A 420-nucleotide genomic window follows, 5' to 3' on the forward strand; every position below is an offset into this window, starting at 1 on the left:
GTTGTATCATGTACAAGCAGAGCTGGATCGAATTGCTGACATCATGAAGCGTGCCAACTCCGTGGCACTGACCACGGTCTCCAATCCTGCCTCCGTTGAAGCTGTGTCCACCCACATTCCTGCAGCGCATGTCGTACACATGGCCTGCCATGGAGTACAAAACTGGGATGACGCCCTTAACAGCGGCTTTTGTCTGCGTGACGGCGACTTAACCATCTCATCACTCATGAAACTTAAGCTCGACAATGGTCTTCTCGCTTTCCTCAGCGCTTGCGAGACAGCCAAAGGAGACCAGCGGCAGCCAGACCAGATCATCCACCTCGCCGCCGCCATGCTGTTTGCGGGGTTCCGCAATGTGATTGCGACACTGTGGTGAGGCAGTAGCTTGTGCACAACTTAGAGATCATAGCTCATCGACCT

At 54.0% G+C, this 420-nt stretch carries 1 protein-coding gene; it reads left to right on the forward strand.

The annotated features are described in order from the left end of the window. Positions 1–376 (forward strand): CHAT domain-containing protein (locus D7X55_RS41640; protein WP_233610476.1); only part of this gene is annotated, 376 nt, incomplete at its 5' end. Positions 377–420 lie beyond the last annotated feature (44 nt).

Source organism: Corallococcus sp. AB049A (genome assembly GCF_003668885.1).
GTDB lineage: Bacteria > Myxococcota > Myxococcia > Myxococcales > Myxococcaceae > Corallococcus > Corallococcus interemptor.